The sequence below is a fragment of the Agrobacterium genomosp. 2 str. CFBP 5494 genome (genome assembly GCF_900013495.1).
GTDB lineage: Bacteria > Pseudomonadota > Alphaproteobacteria > Rhizobiales > Rhizobiaceae > Agrobacterium > Agrobacterium pusense.
Window position 1 is genome coordinate 1,580,680 of sequence record NZ_LT009719.1, and the last position, 15,441, is coordinate 1,596,120.

Sequence of the window (15,441 nt, forward strand, 5' to 3'; positions counted from 1 at the left end):
AGTTTATTGGGCATGGTGGCAGGCCACGGCGTGGTTCTTGCCGAAAAGGGTATAGTCAGGTGCTTTTTCGCGACAGAGATCTGTGGCGAGCGGGCAGCGTGTATGGAACCGGCAGCCGGATGGCGGATTGTGCGGGCTCGGCAGATCGCCCGAAATGGGGGCCGCCTGCTTGCGGCGGGCGGGATCCGGAACGGCGGCGAGAAGCGCGCGGGTATAGGGGTGTTTCGGGGTTGCCCAGAGTTCCGATGTGGGCGCGCTTTCGACGATCTTGCCGAGATACATGACCAGCACGCGATCGGAAAAATAACGCACCACGGAAAGGTCGTGCGAGACGAAGAGATAGGACAGCGAAAGCCGCTTCTTCATCTCCACCAGAAGATTGAGAATCTGCGCCTGTATCGAAAGATCGAGCGCCGAGACCGGCTCGTCACAGACGACCAGTTCCGGTTCCAGAACAAGTGCGCGGGCAATGCCGATACGCTGGCGCTGGCCGCCCGAGAATTCATGCGGATAACGGTCGAGTGAATCCGCCGGCAGGCCCACCTGCGCGACGATGGCTTCAACGATCTCCCGCTGGCGCGCCCGGTCTCCTATGCCGTGCACCTTCAACGGCCCGGTAAGGATGGTGCGCACCGTCTGGCGGGGATTGAGCGAGGCAAAAGGATCCTGAAAGATCATCTGGATGCGGCGGCGAATGCCGCGCAGTTCGGACGATGTCATTGCGGTCACATCCGCACCCTTGAAGGTGATCCTGCCGGAAGACGGTTCGACCAGACGCATCAGGGACTTGCCGAGCGAAGATTTGCCGCAACCGGATTCGCCCACCAGGGCAACGGTTTCACCCGCCTCGATATCGAGCGACACGTCATCGACGGCGCGCACCGTGCCGCGTCCGCCCGTATAATGGGTGGAAAGACTATGCACCGACAAGAGCGCCATTGGGTATCTCCTGAGATGTTGGAGCAACGAAGGGGCAGGCGGCGTAACGGCCGTCTGAAATCTGCCTCAGCGGTGGTACATATTGCCCGCAGAAACCGCGGGCGCTCGGACAACGCGGCCGGAAGGCGCAGCCGCGTTCCCCCGTGGCGGAAACGATGGAGCCGGGAATTTCGATGAGCGGCCCATCGCGATAATGCTGGCCGTCTTCGGCGCGCGGCGAGGCGGCAAGCAGGCCACGCGTATAGGGGTGGTAGGGATTGGAGAAAACCGGTTCCGGCAAGCCTTCCTCCACCTTGCGTCCGGCATACATGACCATCACCCGGTCCGCCCATTGCGCCACGATGCCGAGATCGTGGGTGATGAGGATGACGGCCATGTTGAGATCACGGCGCAGATTGTCGAGCAGCTGGAGTATCTGCGCCTGTATCGTCACGTCGAGCGCCGTCGTTGCCTCGTCGGCAATCAGCAGTTTCGGATTGCAGGCAACGCCGATGGCGATCATCACGCGCTGACGCATACCGCCGGACAGCTGGTGCGGATAATCATCCACTCTACGGCTGGCATCGGGAATATTGACGAGGTCGAGGAGCTCAATGGCCCGTTTGCGGGCCTGATGCCGATCGATCTTCTCATGGATGCGCAGCACCTCGATGATCTGTTCGCCAACGGTCAGAACCGGGTTCAGCGAGGTCATAGGCTCCTGAAAGATCATGCCGATATCGCGACCGCGAATGCCGCGCCATTGTTTTTCCGAAAGCGGCAGCAGATCGCGCCCTTCGAGCAGAACCCGCCCGCCCGTCTTGGCGTGGGAGGGCAGGAGGCCGATCAGGCCGAGCGCCGTCAGGGATTTGCCCGAGCCGCTCTCGCCGACGATCGCGAGCATTTCACCGGGGCTGACATCGAAACTGACGCCTTTGACGGGCTGGGCAGAGCCGAAGCTGACGGAGAGGTCATGGACTTCAATCAGTTTGCTCATCGGCGTTCCTCCGAAAAACGGGGGTTGAGCGCATCGTTGAGGCCGTCGCTGATGAGGTTCAGCGAAATGACGGTGAAGACGATGGCGAGGCCGGGAAGGGCGGTCAGATACCAGGCGGTGCGGATGACATCGCGGCCAGACCCGATCATCGAACCCCAGGAAACGCGGTTGGGGTCACCAAGGCCCATGAAGGAAAGTGCTGCTTCCATGAGGATTGCGCCCGCCACCATGACGGAGGAGGTGACGATGATCGGCGGCAGCGCGTTGGGCAGGATTTCCTGAAACACGATGCGCGCATGGCCGTAACCGAGGCTGCGCGCGGCAAGCACGTAGTCCTTCTCGCGGATGGCGCGGAATTCGGCGCGGGTGAGGCGTGCCACCAGTGGCCAGGTGATGATGCCGATCGCCGAGGTGACCGTGGTGACTGAAGGCTGGGCGATGGCGACGAGCACGACCAGCAGCACAAAGTTGGGCAAGGTCTGGAAGATTTCGATCAGCTTGACGAGGATATCGTCAATGATGCCGCCGAAATAACCGGCGAAAGCGCCAACGGCGATGCCGATGGTGAGCCCGATCAGTGTCGCCACGACACCGACGGTGAGTGAGATGCGCGCACCATGCACGATGCCCGCCAGAACATCCCGGCCCATGGAATCTGTGCCAAGCGGATAGGCCGCGTTCTGGCCGGGCCACAGAAACGGGCGGGCCACCATTTCCAGCGGATCGCCGGGATAGATCAAGGGGGCGATCAGCGCGGTAACGATGACGGTCGCGAGAAACAGCAGCCCTACGATGGCGTTGGGATTGGTGAGGAAGATTTTCAGTTCCCGCCGCAGGCCGCGCCGGGGCACGGAAACGGAGCGGGCCGAGAGCGCATCCGGCGCATGGATATAGGGCCAGGTCTTTTCTTCGGGCTTCTTCGGTTTGGGGCTGGTTTCTTCAGCGCCGAGTTCGGCCGTGTCGAGAACCGCTGATGTATGGGAGGAATTCATCGGCTTTCTCCAATGCGGGGGTCAAGCCATGCCTGCAACAGGTCCACGGCTGCATTGACGATGATAACGACGAGGGAGGAGAGAAGCAGAATGCCGAGCAGAACGCTGAAATCCCGCGCCATGACGGCTTCGAAAGCAAGGCGGCCAAGGCCGGGCCAGCTGAATACGGTTTCGACCACGACAGCACCACCAAGCAGGCCGCCAATATGCATGCCGGCCATGGTTGTGATGGGGATCAGCGCATTGCGCAGAATGTGGCGTGTGGTCAGCCTGATCGGTGAAACGCCCTTGGCACGAGCGGTGCGCACATAGTCCTGCGACTTCACCTCCAGCATCGCCGCGCGGGTGAGGCGGGCGTAGATCGCCAGAAAATAAAGTGCCAGCGACAGGGCGGGGAGGACAATATAGCGCAGCCGGTCCAGCAGGGCGGAAAACCCGGTGAGGCTGCTGCCAATGGTGCTGTCGCCGCCCGAGGGAAGCCAGCCGAGCTTCACCGAAAAGGTAAGGATCAGCATCAACCCGATCCAGAAACCGGGTACGGAATAAAAGATCAGCGAGCCGATGGAAATGATCCGATCCGGCAGCTTGCCGGAAAAAAGGGCCATGATCGAGCCGAGAAACACGCCGACGAAAATCGCAATGCCGAGCGCCGCGCCCATTAACGCAAGCGTGCCCGGCAGGCGCTGGCCGATGAGATCAGCCACCGGCATGCCGTAGCGCGGCGAAAATCCGAGGCTGAACTGGGCGAGATTGCCGAGATAATTCATCAGCTGGTGCAGGACCGGAAGGTCCAGTCCGAAACGATTGCGGATTTCCGCCATGGTTTCGACCGTTGCCGAACCCGCTTCCGCCGCCAGCACATCGGCGGCATCGCCCGGCGCCAGCTGCAGCAGGAAGAAGTTCAGAATGACAATACCGAGAACCGTCGGGACGGCCTGAATGGCCACCCGTTTCGCCTGCGATAAAATCCTTTTCGAATTTGACATCGGCTCCAGTCCGCAATCGTTAAAACACAAATCCGCCGGTCAAGGCATGGACATTAGTTGACTAATTTTATGGAATTTGTCAAAGAGTAATAGAATTATTTTCTGAAATTTACGGAAAATCGCGCCTTAAAGAAAAGATAATTCCTATTTGTGAGAATGGTTGGTTCACTATCCCAATCTCGTTCTCGTCCGAGGAACAAACTTCTTCCCAAGCGCAAGAGTTCAGTTTCGCCGGTTTTTTGCCGGTTCAATCAAGGAGAGGGTATCGCATGACTGTTTTCAACCAGACGACGCGGCGGGGATTTCTACTGGCGTCGGTCGCCCTTGGCGTGGTGTCTTTGCCTGGGCTGAAGCTTCGCGCGGCAGAGCCTGCCAGTGGCGGAACAGCCACGTTGCTTATCTCGTCGGAACCGCCGGTGCTGACGACGATTGCGCACACGGCCTATAATTCCGTCTATATATCACCGAAGGTCACCGAGGGTCTGCTGACCTATGATTTCGATCTCAATCCCAAGCCGCTGCTGGCAAAATCATGGGATGTGAGCGCGGATGGCCTGCGTTACACCTTCAAGCTGAGACCCGGCGTAAAATGGCATGACGGCAAGCCCTTCACATCCGCCGATGTGGCGTTCTCCATCAATGCCATCAAGGAAGTGCATCCGCGCGGCCGCAACACATTCCTCAATCTGACTGCCGTCGAGACGCCGGACGAGCTGACGGCGGTGCTGGTGCTTTCCAAGCCCGCGCCCTACCTCATTACGGCGCTCGCCGCCGCTGAAACGCCGATCGTGCCGAAACACCTCTATGAAGGGACGAAAGTGACCGAAAACCCGGTCAATCTCGCACCCGTTGGCACCGGCCCATTCAAGTTCAAGGAATGGGTACGCGGCAGCCATATCGTTTTCGAGCGCAATGCCGATTATTGGGATGCGCCGCGCCCCTATCTCGACAAGCTCATCGTTCGCTTCATTCCTGATGCTTCCGCCCGCGCGATTGCCATTGAAACCGGCGAAATCGATCTCGCGCCCAGCACGCCGGTTGCCTATAGCGATCTCGACCGTTTGAAGGAGCTTCCGAGCCTCGGCTTCGAGACCAATGGCTATCAATATACCAACTCGATCAGCCGCGTGGAGTTCAACCTTGAAAAGGATGTCTTTAAGGATGTCCGTGTCCGCCGCGCCTTCGCGCATGTCATCGACCGCAACGTCATCTTCAACACCGTCAACTATGGTTACGGCGCGACGATCACCGGGCCAATCAATCCGAAGCTCACGAAATGGTTCGTGGATGATCTGAAGACTTATCCGATCGATCTGAAGGCCGCCGAAGCGCTGCTCGATGAGGCCGGATACAAGCGCGGTGCCGATGGCATCCGTTTCAAGCTCAATCTGGATTACGTGCCGAGCACCGAGGCCTATCCCCGCGGCGCAGATTATATTCGCCAGGCGCTGGCGAAAGTCGGCGTTGATGTGACGGTGCGCACGCAGGACTTCGCCACCTACACCAAGCGTATCTACACGGATCGCGACTTCGATTTTGCCTATGAGGGCATGAGCAATCTCTTCGATCCGACCGTGGGTGTGCAGCGGCTTTATTGGTCAAAGAACTTCAAGAAGGGCGTGCCTTTCTCCAATGGCGCGGCTTACAGCAATCCTAAGGTGGATGCACTTCTTGAAGCGGCCGCCATCGAGATCGATCCCGACAAGCGCGTCGCGCAATGGAAGGAGATCCAGCAGATCCTCGTTGAGGACGTACCGGCCATCGACATCGTCGCAGCACCTGAAATCACCATCTTCAACAAACGTATCGCCGATCACACCATCGGTGCCGAAGGTGTGGCGGGAAGCCTCGCCTTCGCGCATATCGCCGCATCCTGATCGTCTCACCAGACCCGGCTCGCCCTTGCGGCGGGCCGGGATGTCTCCCTTCAGCCGACGGGCGCCGCAGCTTCGCTTTCCGGTGCCATCGTTTCATTGAGGCCATTCCATGAGCACGACACTTTCTGAAATCTGGTACACACGCTGCCCGGTGCCCACGCCAGTGGGGCTCGCGGCGCAGCTGGGTTATCTCGAGCAGACCTTCAAAGAGGCCGGCATAGCGCTGAAATCCATCATCGACTCACCTGACCGCTCCGTTCGCCAGAGCCATTTCAACCACACGCTGGAATGGTCGTTCCGCCATGGCGGCAATGTGCCGCCCATCCGTGCCCGCTCGGAAGGGCGCAATACCCGTCTCGTCGGGGTGACGTGGACGGATGAGTTTCAGGCGATCATTACCCTGCCGGAAACCGGTATCCGTTCGCTTGCCGATCTCGTTGGTCGCCGTTTCGGCGTGCCGCGCCGGCCGGAGGGCATTGTCGATTTCATGCGGGCGACGGCGCTGAAGGGCATCGTTTCGGCGCTCTCGCTGGAAGGGCTGAAGGTCGGGGATATCCAACTCACAGATATTGTCATCAAGGATTCGGTGCTCGCCTCGCAGGAGGGGCCGTCGCTGTTCGGCCTGAAGCGCCGGCAATCCTTCGGCGAGGAGATCATCGCGCTCCTGCGCGGCGAGGTCGATGCGATTTTTGTCAAGGGAACGGCTGGCATTGCCGCCGCCAATCTGATCGGCGCCGTGCAGGTGGCGGAGTTCGGCTTTCACCCCGATCCGAAGATACGCATCAATTCCGGTTCGCCCCGGGTGTTGACGGTGGATGGGCGGCTTGCCGATGAGCGTCCCGATCTGGTCGAGCGGCTGGTTGCTGCCATCGGCAAAGCCTCGCTCTGGGCGGAGCAGCACCCCGAGGAGACGCGCCGTTTCATTGCGCGTGAGGCTGGCGCGACCGAAGAGCAGGTTCTGGCCGCCAACGGCGCGGAGGTTCACCGCCATCTTGGCCTTGGCCTCGATGCCGACCTTGTCGGTGCCGTGGGCCATTACAAGGACTTCCTGCACCAGTGGGGCTTTCTCGAAAACGACTTCAATCTTGGCGACTGGATCGATGATCGTTTCGTTACGGCGAATGAAAGGGCGGTGGCATGAGCGTCGCACTTTCCGCCGTTCCGAACGCGTCGGCGCAGCCCGCCGATCCGGTCGCCGTGGCAACCGCGCTGGCCGAAGATTTCAGCCTGACGGCTGCGGACCACGACAAGAGCGGTGAATTCGCTGCGGGTAATTTCGAGGCGCTTTTCAAATCAGGCCTGCTCGGTCTTGTCGCGGCTGAGAAGGATGGCGGCTGGGGCGAGGGCATGGAAACGACCCATGCCGTCATCACAACCATCGCCAAGGGCGATCCATCGACCGCTCTCATCCTCGCCATGCATTATAGCGTCCATGCCGCGATCCTGCGCGGCAAGTGGCCGGCGACACTGGCCGCAAGGGTGCTGGTCGCCAATGGCCGGGAATTGGCACTCCTCAACAACGCGCAGGCAGAGCCGGGCGTCGGTTCGCCGGCCCATGGCGGCCTGCCGGAAACAACGGCGCGAATTGAGGGCGATGTCTGGGTGGTCAATGGCCGCAAGAGCTTCGTGACTGGCCTGCCGGGCCTGAAATGGGCGATCGTGCTTGCCGTGACGACGGAAGAGACGCCGCGCCTCATCCAGCTTCTGGTTCCTCTCGACGCGACTGGAATCACCCAGGAAAAGGCATGGGAAGCGACCGGCATGTACGCCACCGCCAGTCATGATCTGGTGTTGGAGGACGTCAGGGTGCCACTTGCCGATATCGTGGCCGAGCAACCGGCGGATGAGCCGCTGCGGCGCGATGAAGTGGACGGTTACAATTTCTTCGTGCTGCTGGCTTCCGTCTATCACGGCGTCGCGCTCTCGGCGCGGGACGATCTGCTGCGCCATCTTAATGGCCATGTTCCGGCAAGTCTCGGCGCACCGCTGTCCTCCATCCCCCGCATTCAGGAAGGTCTCGGTCAGATCGAAGTATTGCTGGCGGCGAACAGACGCCTGCTTGCCTCCGTCGCCCGGGATATCGATGTGGGGGAGAGAGTGGGAACCGATGCACTGGCCGTTCGCCATGTCGTGATTGACAATGCGGTGGCGGTGACGGATCTGGCTCTGGAACTGGGCGGCAATCGCGGCCTGCGCCGGGACTACAATCTTGAGCGCCATCACCGCGATGCCATCACGGCACGGGCGCATGCGCCGCAGAGCCATATGATCCGGACGATCCTTGGCCGCCAGAGCATCAAGGCAGCCGGTGGCTGACCGGAGAAGGCATTGGGCGGCCCTGTTCCAGCAGGGTCGCCCGGCAGCGTCACCGCATCAATCCCGCAGCAGCGGCAGCAGCCTGTCGCCCTGCCGCTCAATTTCTTTCAGATAGGGCGTATCGGACAGCACGAAATGGGTGATCCCCAACGCACGATACTTCTTGAGCGACGTTGCGACATCTTCCGCTGATCCTACAAGCCAGGTCGTCCCGGCGCCGCCGCCACCGAATTTGCCCGGCGCGGTGTAAAGATTGTCGTCCAGCACGTCGCTCTGCCGGTGCAAGTCCAGAAGGCGGCGCTGGCCGACTGCGACTGCCTGAAGATGGTCGTTCCAGCGCACGCCATTGTTTGCGGCCATCTCGGCAACCTTTGCTTCCGCATCGCGCCACGCCTCGGCGGTCGTTTCGCGCACCAGCGTGGTGATCCGCAGGCCGAATTGCAGCGGCGGCAGATCGCGGCCGAGCGTTTCACTGAGGTGCCTGAGCCGTTCTATCCGCTCACGCACACCGGCGAGCGGCTCTCCCCAGAAAAGCTGCACGTCGGCCTCGGTTGCGGCAACCTGCTCGGCTGCTTCGGAAGCGCCGCCGAAATAGAGTTTGGGATGCGGCCTGCCTTCGCGCGGCGCGATGCGCGGCAGGACAGTGGAGTTCTTCACCCGGAAATGCTCACCTTCGAATGAGACGTTTTCCTCCGTCCAGAGCCGCCGCACCAGCCGCATGAATTCTTTCGTGCGGGCATAACGCTGCGCCTGATCGCCTTCTTCGTCGCCATAGGCCGCAAGGTCATCCCTGCCTGAGACGATGTTGATCCTGACCCTGCCACCCGAAAGCTGGTCGAGGGTGGCGGCTGCCGATGCGAGGTTGGCCGGTTTCCAGTAGCCGGGGCGGATGGCGATCAGCGGCTCGAATGTGGTGGTGCGCGCAGTAAGCGCCGCCGCCACCGTGAACGTGTCGGGTCTTCCCCAACCCGTGCCGACCAGCGCGCCTTTCCAGCCATGGGTTTCAAGCGCCCTGGCATGGCCCGTCAACGTGTCGAGACTGTTGTGATTATCGCTGACGGCATCGCCACGGTGACCGGGTTTGACGTCATTGGGGATGTACCAGAGAAATTCGCTCGTGCTGCTCACATTATCCGCCTGAATTTTCGTTTGTGGTGCGGCGGAGCGGCTCTGCCAAAGACCGGCCTCTGCCACTTGGGCTACGGGAAGCGCAAGCCTACCCACGTGCGAGAATGGCAAAGCGGCGACGGCCCGGCGAAGCAGCGACGTTTCTTTTGATGTCCGGCAGAGGAAAAGCTTTCCGTCTGGGAAGCCTAAATTGCACATATTTTCTATATAAAAAATTTGAGGAAATGATTTCCTCTGACGGGCATTATCTTGGGGACCGAGAACGTATTTTCTGAACTATCGGATTTGTCTGGATCGTTTTTTCTCGTGCATCCAAAAGGTGAGCAAGGCCATAGTCGACTGGAATCATAAAATTCACCATGCTTGGTGCACTCGCACACAACCTACGGAGCAGGCATGTGTACCACCTTGATTGTTCCTGGCCTGAATGGTTCGGATGAAGGGCACTGGCAGCGACATTGGTTGCTGGATGATCCCGATGCCCAACTGGTTGATCAGGACAATTGGCAATGCCCGGTTCTCGACGACTGGCTTGACCGTCTGGAGGCAGCGCTGGCGACCGTCGAAAGTGCTTATATCGTCGCCCACAGCCTCGGTTGCCTGTTGGTGGCGAATATGGCTTCTCGACCCTCCGCCGCCAAGATCAGGGGCGCGCTTCTGGTTGCACCCGCTCATCTCGACCGCGTGGAGGCGATGCATCCCTGTATTGTGCGGTTCGGCGCATTTCCGCAGCAGCCGCTTGCTTTTCCGAGCCTCGTCGTGGGCAGTATGAACGATCCCTACATGGATGCCGAAGAGCTCTCGCGCAGTGCCGGCCTGTGGGGGAGCGATCTCATCAATCTCGGCGCCGTCGGGCATATCAATATTGCCAGCGGCTACGGACGATGGCCCGAGGGTTATGCGCTGCTCGAACGGCTGAAGATGGGTAACGCACCCGCAATGGCGGGGACCCGATCCAGGTCGAACACACTGACTGCGCTCAGTGATGCGTATTTTTGAAGAGAAGAGTGGTCGTTTGCGGTCCATGTACTGCGATTGGCCGTCGGAAACGGATTTTTTCCGTCACGCCGCAAGCTTGGTCCACATTTGCCGATGATCCTCTAATTATAGAATAGTAATTTTATCGAAATTGACGATTTTGGATGATCGCCTGAGGATGGAGCGAGTAGAGCAAAGGAGGCGCACATGCCACAGGGACTTCATGCGTTTACTTTCGATCTGTTCGGTTTGATCCGGCGTCAGCCGCATGACGAGGAACAGGTCAGCCTTCATCCCTTGGACCATTCCGGACGTATCAGGCGAGAAAAAAGCGATCTCGAACTCGAGCGGGAAGAAATCTGCGAAATGAATTTTGCAATGCTTGGCCTTTACCCGGTCTTCTGACGGCTATTGGCGAAGGCTTCGTTTCGCTTCGCAGGGCGGGTTATCCGGGAGAGAAACTCTCCATGCCGAATGGAAATTGGAACAAAATTTCTTAAACGCGCCGGGGAATTGGCTACCCTTTATCATCAGAACGCATTGCCCGAAGGGCGGATTGCAAAGGACCAGCCGATGAGCACAGCCGACAAACCCCTCGATTTTCTTTGGTTCATTCCCTCGTCGGGCGACGGTAGTTATCTGGGCTCCGACGATCTCGCGCGTCCTGCCGATCCCGGCTATTTTCGCGAAATCGCGCAGGCTGCCGATCGGCTGGGTTATTCCGGCGTGCTCATTCCAACCGGCGTCGCCTGCGAGGAATCCTTTATTCTCGCGGCCAATCTTGCGGCTTATACCGAGAAGCTGAAATTCCTCGTTGCCATCCGTCCGGGCGTTGCGTCACCCGCCTATTATGCCCGGCTGGCCTCCACGCTTGATCGTGTTTCCCATGGACGGCTGCTTCTCAACATCGTGGTTGGCGGCAGCGCGCAGGAACTGGGCGGCGACGGCATTTTCCTGCCGCATGACGAACGTTACGACCATGCCGACGAGTTCTTCCAGGTTTTCAATTCACTGATCGAAACCGGCAAGGGGAGCCTGGACGGCAAATATATCAAGGCGGTGGACGCAAGGCTCGGCCTGCCGCCGGTACAGGAGCCGCGCCCGCCGCTTTATTTCGGCGGCTCTTCCGATGCCGGCATCGAGTTTTCGGCTGGTATCACCGACAAATATCTCACCTGGGGCGAGCCGCCGGCACAAGTCGCTGAAAAAATCGCCAAGGTACGTGCGGCCGCCGCCCAAAAGGGCCGCGAAGTAACCTTCGGCATTCGCCTGCATTTCATCGTGCGTGAAACCGACGAGGAGGCCTGGGCCGATGCCGACAGGCTGATTTCGAAGCTCTCCGACGAGACCATTGCGTCTGCTCAGGAAGTATTCTCCAAAGCGTCGGATTCCGTCGGGCAAGCGCGAATGCAGGCGTTGCACAACGGCCGACGCGACCGGCTCGAGGTTTCCCCGAACCTGTGGGCGGGCATCGGGCTCGTCCGTTCGGGCGCCGGCACGGCGCTGGTCGGTTCGCCTAAGACGGTTGCGGCGAGACTGCGGGAATATCAGGCGCTCGGCATCGATACCGTCATTGCGTCCGGTTATCCTCATCTCGAGGAAGCCTATCGCGTTTCCGAACTGTTGTTCCCGGAAATCGGGCTCGGCGGACCGCGCGATCAGATCCGCTCGTCATTCGGAACGAAGCAGGTCTTTGGCGGCGGTGGCCATGGCGGCAACGTCAAGCTTGTATCCGGGTCCTGAATGGCCTGCGAAAGGCAGGCCATCCTCCCTCCGCCTCGTATCCTGCGGCAGGCTGCAACGGTGCAGAAGCATATAAAACATTATTTCTATAGAATTTTGTGATTATGGAAAAAGGTGCCTGTTTCCCACCCCATCGCCGCTGTTAGCTATTGAACAAATCAGCTTTTTCAGGAGCCACCGATGACATTGCAATATGCGGCCAAGGATCAACAATTCATCAATCTCCGTGACCCCGTTGCCGGCAAGGCTCCGGATGCCGACAGCCTCAAGGCGGCGCTGAGAACACTGGGCGGCGGCGTCAGCGTGATCACGGCGGGGGAAGGGGAGGCCCGCACGGGTGCGACCGTAACCTCGGCCACGGCGCTGTCGGTCGATCCCCCCAGAATTCTTGTCGCGCTCAATCGCTCCTCGTCCACATGGCCGGTCGTGCAGCGTTTCGGTCATCTCGCCGTGAACATTATCGGCCCCAACCATCAGTTCATCGCCAACCAGTTTGCCGGCATCGGCGGCCTGAAGGGTGCGGATCGTTATCGCGGCGCTGAATGGACCCGGCTGGCGAGCGGCGCGCCCATTCTCGAGGATGCTGTCGCGGCGATCGACTGCACCATTGAGGAAGCGATCGAACGGCATAGCCATGTCATCGTGATCGGCAAGGTGGAGGCGATCCGCGTCGGCTCCGGCTACTCGCTGGTCTATCAGAACGGGCGTTATCATTCGCTGGGTTAAGCGTCGGCCGCTGGCGCGTTACTTTGTCATTGTTTGAGGGAGTTGAGCATGGGATCCGTCACGCCTCTCGGCGAAAGACTTCGTTTCGTTCCTCCACGCCTTGGCGCGGATATTGATGTGCTGACCGTCGCACGGGCAATCGCCGCGAACTGCGGCGTTGAAAGTCCAGGACACATCCACGCTCGGATTGCCCGTTCCGGCCTTCTCGCTCTTTCCGTTCCAACGGAGCTCGGTGGAGCGGATATCACCAATGACATTCTGTCACAGGCGCTTGCCATTATTTCAGCAGCCGATGCCGAGGCGGCGCAGGGCCTCGTTGAACATTTCACTGCCCTTGAGTTCATCAGGAATGCGGGCAGCGAAGAGCAGCGCAGGGCGCTTTTCGCCCGTCTCGATCTTGGCGAGACATTCGGACTGGCAACGTCTGCCGCGAATCTGGACCAAGCGGTTACGGTGACGGAAGACGACTACGCCCTGCGGCTTCCCGACGACGTTGTTGGGTCGGTGAGGGGCGACGCTGACTGGATCGTCGTGCCAGCGGTCAATACGTCCGGGCAGCCCTTGCTTATCGTATTGCGCAATCGCCCCAATACGTCGTGGGAGGGTCTGTTGCGTGCCGATCAGGTTGTGTTCCTGGCTCAGGGCGCCGGAAATCTGGCCACTTCCGTTTCAACTCTTTTGAGGGCCGCAGTGGCGTTGGGACAAAAGCAGGGTGAGCTTTCGTCCCTGCTGATCGACAGGCTGGCGTATAAGGGTGCGGCACGACCCGTCATAGGGGAAGTATTTCTCGCCATCGAACTCCTGAGGGCGCAGATAGCAAGCCTTGCGGCCAATATCGATGCGGCACAGGTTGGTGCAGAAAACGTCACCTTTCGCTCGGTTCGCAACAATGCCATCACGCTTGAAATCCTGATGGCACGCCTCGGTCTTGTCGAAGGCGTCAGCGAAGACGGATTGATCGCTTCGCTGGAGGACGATCTGCGCAGGCAATGAGTAGATCGCGAATGGCCGACCGTTCGAAATCTATTGACCGGCCGGAATGGCGTGGGCGTCCTGCCCGTCCTTCTCCACGAATTGCGCAAGCGTCATATTGTCCAGAATCGTTGCGATGGCGTCACGCACGTCCGTCATCGAAAGTCTGACCTGACAGGTCTCCGGATCATCGCAGTCGTCACAGGCTTCAAAGGCTGTGCGACTTGCGCAGCGGATGGGCGCCAGAGGACCGTCCAGCGTGCGGATAACCTGGCCGATCATGATTTCCGACGGCATTTTCGACAGTGAATAACCGCCATTGGGCCCCTTCTTGGAGCGCAGGATTCCGCTATTGCGCAGTTCCAGAAGAATGGTGTCGAGAAATTTTTTCGGGATGTTGTTACGGCTCGCAATCTCTGTCACGAAGGCGGTTTCGCCCTGGGGCAACCGCGCCAGATCGACAAGTGCCTTTAGTCCGTATTTGCCTTTTTTGGTCAACATCACATGATCCGAAAGAGAGACGGCACATTTTACAGCGCCTCGCCATATTATTCCTGAGTTACTAAGTAGTTTTTACCGAATTTCGGCGCAAGCCCGTTTCGCCTTCGTTTGGTGCTGAAAGCGGCCAATTGCCACGTTATTTTGAGGTGACCTCCGCGTTGCGGATGCCTCCCGCCTGCGCCGGCTTTCCGAGACACCACTGAAAACAATATTTTCTCTCATCGCGCCGCAACGTGGAACGATCATCCTTTATTAGTATATAAAATCCGTAGACAAAGTATGCATCAAAGACACGCGAGGTGATGATGTATACGCTCAGTTTGCTGGACAAGAGCCCTGTTCCAACGGGTGAGGACGCGGCGAGTGCATTCCGCGACACGATCAATCTCGCCAGACGTGCCGAAGAGCTGGGCTACCGCCGTTTCTGGGTGGCCGAGCATCACAATTCGCCGGAACTAGCCGGGTCCGCGCCGGAAGCGCTGGTTGCGTGGATATTGGCGAAGACCTCCCACATCCGCGTCGGCTCAGGCGGTGTCATGCTGCAGCACTACAGCCCTTACAAGGTTGCCGAGGTTTTCAACGTTTTGTCGTCGCTCGCTCCTGGCCGGGTTGATCTCGGCATCGGTAAGACACCGGGCGGGCTGCCGCTCGCGACGTCAGCCTTGCAGCAGGCCTATGATCCTGCCCGCAAACCGGATTTTGAAGCGGCCTTCGGCGAGCTTACCACATTCCTGTCCGGCGCCGCGCCGCACGAACACGCGCAGGCCGGATTGCGGGCAACTCCCGTACCGCCGGTCGCTGCGGAACGATTCCTGCTCGGCGCCAGCCCGGAAAGCGCAAGGCTTGCCGCTTCACGCGGATGGAATTTCGTTTTTGCCGGCCATCTCAATGGCGACGTGGAGGTTCTCCGCCGCAGCCTTTCGGCTTTCCGTGAAGAAAGCGGCGGAGTTGCCCCGGTCCTTGCCCTGTCAGCGTTTGCTGCCAGCGACCCCGCTCATGCCGCGCGGCAGGTCGAAGGTCAGCGCATTTACCGGGTGTTCCTCAGTGATGGCAGGGCCTTCAATCTGGGCCGGCGTGAACAGGCGGAGGAATTTGCCCGCCAGTCCGGCGATGCCGATTACCGCATCGAGGAGCGCAAGCCCAATGTCCTGCATGGCGGGCCGGAGGATATTCACAAGGCGCTTCGCGCGCTTTCCGAAGAGCACGGCATCGAGGAATTCATCATCGAGCCGCCGCATGTCGGGGCCGATCAGCGGCTTGCCTCGATCGAACTCTTGGCCACGCACCGCCTTTCCCGGGCGGCGTGA

General features: G+C 59.8%; 15 protein-coding genes. 9 read left to right on the top strand and 6 right to left on the bottom strand.

From position 1 onward, the window contains the following. Nucleotides 1-3: 3 nt before the first annotated feature. Genes AGR2A_RS22220 through AGR2A_RS22235 form a run of 4 tightly spaced genes read right to left on the bottom strand, consistent with a single transcriptional unit; the run spans nt 4 to nt 3,893 of the window. On the bottom strand, nt 4-939 hold the full coding sequence (locus AGR2A_RS22220; protein ID WP_072493139.1) for an ABC transporter ATP-binding protein: 936 nt from the start codon (nt 937-939) through the stop codon (nt 4-6). Beyond that, complete coding sequence (locus tag AGR2A_RS22225) at nt 917-1,915, bottom strand: ABC transporter ATP-binding protein (RefSeq protein WP_006698434.1); 999 nt, start codon at nt 1,913-1,915, stop codon at nt 917-919. The genes AGR2A_RS22220 and AGR2A_RS22225 overlap by 23 nt, the downstream gene beginning before the upstream one ends. Continuing rightward, on the bottom strand, nt 1,912-2,907 hold the full coding sequence (locus tag AGR2A_RS22230; RefSeq protein ID WP_004445477.1) for an ABC transporter permease: 996 nt from the start codon (nt 2,905-2,907) through the stop codon (nt 1,912-1,914). Before AGR2A_RS22230 ends, AGR2A_RS22225 begins: the two co-directional genes overlap by 4 nt. Next, nucleotides 2,904-3,893 carry an ABC transporter permease gene (locus tag AGR2A_RS22235; RefSeq protein ID WP_004445474.1) on the bottom strand — a complete coding sequence of 330 codons (990 nt, stop codon included), beginning with the start codon at nt 3,891-3,893 and terminating at the stop codon, nt 2,904-2,906. The genes AGR2A_RS22230 and AGR2A_RS22235 overlap by 4 nt, the downstream gene beginning before the upstream one ends. 269 nt (nt 3,894-4,162) lie before the next feature. On the opposite strand from AGR2A_RS22235, the gene AGR2A_RS22240 reads away from it, so the two are divergent. The 3 genes from AGR2A_RS22240 to AGR2A_RS22250 all read left to right on the top strand — a co-directional run bounded on the left by AGR2A_RS22240 (nt 4,163) and on the right by AGR2A_RS22250 (nt 8,086). After that, entirely contained in the window at nt 4,163-5,770 is a 1,608-nt protein-coding gene (locus AGR2A_RS22240; RefSeq protein ID WP_072493138.1) for an ABC transporter substrate-binding protein, read from the top strand. A gap of 109 nt (nt 5,771-5,879) precedes the next feature. Next, the gene (locus AGR2A_RS22245; protein WP_072493137.1) at nt 5,880-6,911 is read left to right on the top strand and encodes an ABC transporter substrate-binding protein; all 1,032 of its coding nucleotides are present in this window, start codon (nt 5,880-5,882) and stop codon (nt 6,909-6,911) included. Continuing rightward, nucleotides 6,908-8,086: an acyl-CoA dehydrogenase family protein gene (locus tag AGR2A_RS22250; RefSeq protein WP_072493136.1), complete on the top strand. Its 1,179-nt coding sequence runs from the start codon at nt 6,908-6,910 to the stop codon at nt 8,084-8,086. The genes AGR2A_RS22245 and AGR2A_RS22250 overlap by 4 nt, the downstream gene beginning before the upstream one ends. Before the next feature lie 57 nt (nt 8,087-8,143). Here the strand turns inward: AGR2A_RS22250 and AGR2A_RS22255 are convergent, their stop codons facing one another. Continuing rightward, nucleotides 8,144-9,214 (bottom strand): LLM class flavin-dependent oxidoreductase, encoded by a 1,071-nt coding sequence (locus AGR2A_RS22255; protein ID WP_072493431.1) that lies wholly within the window; start codon nt 9,212-9,214, stop codon nt 8,144-8,146. A gap of 396 nt (nt 9,215-9,610) precedes the next feature. On the opposite strand from AGR2A_RS22255, the gene AGR2A_RS22260 reads away from it, so the two are divergent. The 5 genes from AGR2A_RS22260 (at nt 9,611) to AGR2A_RS22280 (ending at nt 13,654) form a co-directional block, all read left to right on the top strand. Beyond that, the gene (locus AGR2A_RS22260; RefSeq protein WP_072493135.1) at nt 9,611-10,213 is read left to right on the top strand and encodes an alpha/beta hydrolase; all 603 of its coding nucleotides are present in this window, start codon (nt 9,611-9,613) and stop codon (nt 10,211-10,213) included. Nucleotides 10,214-10,399: 186 nt separating this feature from the next. Then, entirely contained in the window at nt 10,400-10,597 is a 198-nt protein-coding gene (locus tag AGR2A_RS22265) for a hypothetical protein (RefSeq protein ID WP_072493134.1), read from the top strand. A gap of 168 nt (nt 10,598-10,765) precedes the next feature. Continuing rightward, nucleotides 10,766-11,935, top strand: a complete 1,170-nt coding sequence (gene ssuD, locus AGR2A_RS22270) for an FMNH2-dependent alkanesulfonate monooxygenase (RefSeq protein ID WP_004445461.1) — start codon at nt 10,766-10,768, stop codon at nt 11,933-11,935. A gap of 180 nt (nt 11,936-12,115) precedes the next feature. Further along, entirely contained in the window at nt 12,116-12,661 is a 546-nt protein-coding gene (locus tag AGR2A_RS22275) for a flavin reductase family protein (RefSeq protein ID WP_004445459.1), read from the top strand. A 48-nt stretch (nt 12,662-12,709) separates the two neighbouring features. Then, a complete protein-coding gene (locus tag AGR2A_RS22280; RefSeq protein ID WP_004445457.1) occupies nt 12,710-13,654 on the top strand; it encodes an acyl-CoA dehydrogenase family protein in 945 nt (314 codons plus the stop codon). A gap of 30 nt (nt 13,655-13,684) precedes the next feature. Here the strand turns inward: AGR2A_RS22280 and AGR2A_RS22285 are convergent, their stop codons facing one another. Then, entirely contained in the window at nt 13,685-14,134 is a 450-nt protein-coding gene (locus AGR2A_RS22285; protein ID WP_004445456.1) for an RrF2 family transcriptional regulator, read from the bottom strand. Between the two features lie 302 nt (nt 14,135-14,436). On the opposite strand from AGR2A_RS22285, the gene AGR2A_RS22290 reads away from it, so the two are divergent. Then, nucleotides 14,437-15,441 carry an LLM class flavin-dependent oxidoreductase gene (locus AGR2A_RS22290; protein WP_035206909.1) on the top strand — a complete coding sequence of 335 codons (1,005 nt, stop codon included), beginning with the start codon at nt 14,437-14,439 and terminating at the stop codon, nt 15,439-15,441.

What these genes read in the sequence shown, in the direction of transcription:
- AGR2A_RS22280 (WP_004445457.1), top strand. Translation starts at nt 12,710, where the DNA reads ATGGGATCCGTCACGCCTCTCGGCGAAAGACTTCGTTTCGTTCCTCCA.
- AGR2A_RS22285 (WP_004445456.1), bottom strand. Translation starts at nt 14,134, where the DNA reads ATGTTGACCAAAAAAGGCAAATACGGACTAAAGGCACTTGTCGATCTG.
- AGR2A_RS22220 (WP_072493139.1), bottom strand. Translation starts at nt 939, where the DNA reads ATGGCGCTCTTGTCGGTGCATAGTCTTTCCACCCATTATACGGGCGGA.
- AGR2A_RS22275 (WP_004445459.1), top strand. Translation starts at nt 12,116, where the DNA reads ATGACATTGCAATATGCGGCCAAGGATCAACAATTCATCAATCTCCGT.
- AGR2A_RS22290 (WP_035206909.1), top strand. Translation starts at nt 14,437, where the DNA reads ATGATGTATACGCTCAGTTTGCTGGACAAGAGCCCTGTTCCAACGGGT.
- AGR2A_RS22225 (WP_006698434.1), bottom strand. Translation starts at nt 1,915, where the DNA reads ATGAGCAAACTGATTGAAGTCCATGACCTCTCCGTCAGCTTCGGCTCT.
- AGR2A_RS22260 (WP_072493135.1), top strand. Translation starts at nt 9,611, where the DNA reads ATGTGTACCACCTTGATTGTTCCTGGCCTGAATGGTTCGGATGAAGGG.
- AGR2A_RS22240 (WP_072493138.1), top strand. Translation starts at nt 4,163, where the DNA reads ATGACTGTTTTCAACCAGACGACGCGGCGGGGATTTCTACTGGCGTCG.
- AGR2A_RS22245 (WP_072493137.1), top strand. Translation starts at nt 5,880, where the DNA reads ATGAGCACGACACTTTCTGAAATCTGGTACACACGCTGCCCGGTGCCC.
- AGR2A_RS22265 (WP_072493134.1), top strand. Translation starts at nt 10,400, where the DNA reads ATGCCACAGGGACTTCATGCGTTTACTTTCGATCTGTTCGGTTTGATC.
- AGR2A_RS22235 (WP_004445474.1), bottom strand. Translation starts at nt 3,893, where the DNA reads ATGTCAAATTCGAAAAGGATTTTATCGCAGGCGAAACGGGTGGCCATT.
- AGR2A_RS22250 (WP_072493136.1), top strand. Translation starts at nt 6,908, where the DNA reads ATGAGCGTCGCACTTTCCGCCGTTCCGAACGCGTCGGCGCAGCCCGCC.
- ssuD (WP_004445461.1), top strand. Translation starts at nt 10,766, where the DNA reads ATGAGCACAGCCGACAAACCCCTCGATTTTCTTTGGTTCATTCCCTCG.
- AGR2A_RS22230 (WP_004445477.1), bottom strand. Translation starts at nt 2,907, where the DNA reads ATGAATTCCTCCCATACATCAGCGGTTCTCGACACGGCCGAACTCGGC.